This window comes from Eubacterium sp. CAG:161 (assembly GCF_000432355.1).
Classification (GTDB): domain Bacteria; phylum Bacillota; class Clostridia; order Lachnospirales; family Lachnospiraceae; genus Eubacterium_G; species Eubacterium_G segne.
Genome location: NZ_HF991860.1, coordinates 33,908 through 37,748, shown reverse-complemented (window position 1 = coordinate 37,748; position 3,841 = coordinate 33,908). Strand labels below are relative to the sequence as shown.

Annotated in this window: 3 protein-coding genes and 1 pseudogene; all 4 read right to left on the bottom strand. The window is 33.7% G+C overall.

Annotation, left to right across the window (positions count from 1 at the left end):
• A partial coding sequence (locus Q5O30_RS04825) for a cysteine hydrolase family protein (RefSeq protein ID WP_302674593.1) occupies positions 1-536 on the bottom strand: 536 nt, incomplete at its 3' end.
• Between the two features lie 150 nt (positions 537-686).
• Positions 687-1,937, bottom strand: coding sequence for a hypothetical protein (locus Q5O30_RS04820; RefSeq protein ID WP_021952625.1), 1,251 nt, complete (start codon positions 1,935-1,937; stop codon positions 687-689).
• A 148-nt stretch (positions 1,938-2,085) separates the two neighbouring features.
• Positions 2,086-2,837 (bottom strand): annotated as a pseudogene (locus Q5O30_RS04815) (nucleotidyltransferase domain-containing protein).
• 9 nt (positions 2,838-2,846) lie between these two features.
• The coding region (locus Q5O30_RS04810) for an RtcB family protein (RefSeq protein ID WP_302674592.1) at positions 2,847-3,841 on the bottom strand (995 nt) is incomplete at its 5' end.

Below are 3,841 nucleotides of genomic sequence, written 5' to 3'. Positions count from 1 at the left end.
TTAATCTGACACATTTTCATTGCCTCAATTGCATTTTTATGGGAAGCTAACGTTACACAGGCGCATGCCTTTTCAATAACATTTATTTTAGTTTCAGGCAACGTGGCTTTAATAAGCATTGCATTACTAATAACACATATTCCCGTGCATACCCCCACAAGAGTAACTTCAACCTTTTCCATTTCATTAAAATATTTATTTTTAAGTTCCTCTGCAAGGAAAAGAGAACCAAAAGACGGCTTGTTGACAATTTCAACTTTTTTATCTTTAACAGCTTCCATAATTTCCTGACGAATTTTCCATCCATCTGAAAATTCAATACAATGCTCCACCGGCAGATTTTTACCCTCCTGAGTTTCCAGATAATCATTATGATGAGTATCTCTTGTAAGATATATTTCGTCGTATTGGTTTGAATTAATTACCTTTACCACTTCCTGCACAGCAGCCTCACATTCAGCATTTCCCAGCACTCCCGATGTGAAATCCTTTTGCATATCCACTACAATTAATATTTTTTTCTTATTTTTTTTCATAATACTCATATCTCCTTTTCTTTGTATCAAATTGATATTATGTTCATGTATAACTTATCATCTTTTTGATACTAAGTCAAGTGTTTTTTTTATATAAAGAAAAAAGTTGCGAATATATAAGATTCACAACTTTTCTGACTGCCAATAAATTTACGACTCTTTACTTTCAATCCAATTAATAATCTGCTTTGTTAATGATTTATCCCCCAAAGATGAAATCCGGGAATATAATTCATTTATTTCAGAAATCAGTTCATTTATTAATGGTGCTGATGATTTTTCAGAAATATAAACAATATTTGTAACTATCTTTTCACTAGACTGTTTTTCTTTATGATAAATATAATTTACTATTTTGTTCTCGTTATCAAACCTAAAACATCTTAACGCCATTTCCATAACAGACTCTTTTTCTAACCAATCATAGTTTTCACCCACATACTGATACTCACCCCTAATCATTATTTCTAATTTTTTAAGTGTTTCCTTATTATGTTTTAATGATCTTCTAATTAACAACTCCACTTCTTTTCTGTTAGTTTTAAGCATTATATCAATCAGTTCCCCCATATACGGGTAAATAAATGTATTCTCATTGCCATATGTATCTTTAATTTCAAACTCTCTTGAAAAATAATCCAAAACCTTTTCGTCTGATTCAGAAACCGCTTTCATTAAATCTGCGTTATAGTACCGCTCCAAGCCATAGGCAAAACCAAAAGTACCGGCATCATGTAAAAACGGATTGTCCCTTGCCAAAAGGGTATCGAGTATGTCCAAATCATTATTTTCTATTGCCAGTGCAATTGTCTGAGTCCGTATTCTATCCTGAGTATAAATCAAAAATGGTACACTTGTGTCATAATCTCTAAAGTCACGCTTCTTCACACTTGTACCTGCACCATATGAATATCCAAAATTTTTCCATTCACTGTTATCCACAAGCCATATATATCCCTCGTCCATAAGATATTTCATAAACTTATAATTTTTAAATTCTAAAGCGTATTCAATAACTGTTTTTCCATATTCATCACTATTTAAAAATATCTTATCTTCCCGCTCCATATATTTTTTCCAAACACGAGGATCATCTGTAAAGGCAATTTCATAGTTTGTCATATGACTAGCCACCGGTACAAAGTAATTGCCCCCGGTAATAATCTCTTCACAAGATACCCCCAGCAAATCTGTAAATACCATAAGGTCTTCAAGCTGTATACCCTTTTTCCCATTAATTATTTGTGAAAGTTTATTACTTATTTTCCTTAATTCTTCATCATTTACCTGAACATCTATTGCCTCAAGATATGCCTTCCCAAATTTCCTATGTGATGGATATCGTTCCTCTATAAGTTTCTTTAAATAAGCCCCCATCTTTTCTTTATCAGCACTCTTCATAACTTTTCTCCTTTTTCCTTTGTTATGTTAAGTATAACTGATTTTGTTTCACCTTAATATCCTTTATTTGTGTACAGAAAAAAACTAAAAAAATTTTTGTCGAATTAATGTATGCTTTTAGTGTACATTCAAGATACGCCCTTCCCTATTACCACTGAATCATTTCCAAAAATAAATCATTAAGTGATTTCCACTCCACTGATTCATTCTCCATATTTTCTGCGATTCTCTCGATTTTTGTTATGGATTTTTCAATATATTCATCAATAATTTTATTCTTTTTTACCATCCCCATTTCCGTCAAATTTCTTTTTATTTTCAATAATTTTTCTACCTCTGGTTTTAAAATTTCCTCTAACTCTGCCTCCATTAGCTCTTCAAACAACATTGGTGGCGCACATTTTTTATCTAATATCCATTTTGCAGCAAGTAACGGTCTCATGGAATAGAAATATTTCTTTGCCTTTACCTCTTCTCCCTGCAAATGCTCAATATATGTACGCTCCGCCATGCTCCGGTAGTGATAAAGACTTTTCTTCATTGAAAAATACCGGGGAAGTAATTTTTTAATTTCTTAAAATCCTCTGTTTCCCAATATACAATAGGCGATGCACTCCACTCGAATATTGTGGGATTTGATTTATATAGCAACCGTAACGCTTTTCTTAAATCCCATCCATTAATATCTAATACCTCATCTAATTTCCACTCTATTACATCCCTGTTTCCCTCTAACTTTAAGTAGTCCTCCGGTTTTCGTACATATATAAACCTAACGTCGTAATCGCTATCCGGTGAGGCAAATCCCCACGCCCTGCTACCGGATTCCACCGCCATTATAATTTTCACTTTTTCTACTTCTTCTATTTTCCGTAATTCCTCTAATATAATTTCCCTCATATTCTTCTCCTACGCCTTAAAATTATACACCGGTTTCATTACCTCCATAATTTCCACCGAATCCTTTATTACATCTATAATATCATCTAATGATTTGTACGCCATTGGTGCTTCGTCTAATGTTGCCTCTGACACTGATGTTGTATATACATCCGTCATAGATGCAGCATATTCCTCCATAGACAATTTTTCCTTTGCCATTGTTCTTGACATAATTCTTCCTGCTCCGTGAGGTGCTGAATAATTCCATTCCGGATTTCCCTTTCCCACAGCTAAAACCGAGCCATCTCTCATGTTAATAGGTATCAATACCTTTTCCCCTTTGTGGGCAGCTATTGAACCTTTTCGTAAAATCATTTCTTCAGTATTTATATAATTATGAACTGTATGAAAAGCATCATTTCCCGTCATACCTGTTCTCTCTAATATAATTTCAGCCATTTTTTCCCTGTTTCTTTTGGCAAAATTCTGACATATTTCCACATCAAAAAGATAATCCTCCATATACTTTCCATATAAATAACATAAATCTTCAGGATTTTGTGGCTCATTTTCATAACGTGTTTTCTCCAGCTCCTTTAAAACCTGCTGAATTTCTTTTCTCCTTCCCTGCTCTTTATATGTTTTAATCAATTCCTCTCTTGCCACAAAATAAGTTTCTAATCCCTTGTCTAAATCTGTCGCCAGATTCTGATAATAGTCAGCCACCTGTTTTCCCAGATTTCTACTTCCTGAATGTATTATCAGATATTTATTTCCATCTGATGCCTCATCAATTTCAATAAAATGATTTCCCCCTCCTAATGTGCCTAATGACCTTTCAAGTCTTCTTGTATCCTTTAATTTTCTGTAACATTTTAATTTGGTAAGGTCAAATCTCTCTATTCTTCCCTCCCACACATTACCTCCTGACGGAATAAAATGTGCTGCTTCGTCAACTTTTGCAAAGTCAATTTCACCCTTTCCTAAGCACACTGTATACATTCCACAGCCGATATCAACAC

Bases quoted from the DNA above. Each gene is read 5' to 3' on its own strand.
- Q5O30_RS04820 (WP_021952625.1), bottom strand. From the start codon at position 1,937: ATGAAGAGTGCTGATAAAGAAAAGATGGGGGCTTATTTAAAGAAACTT.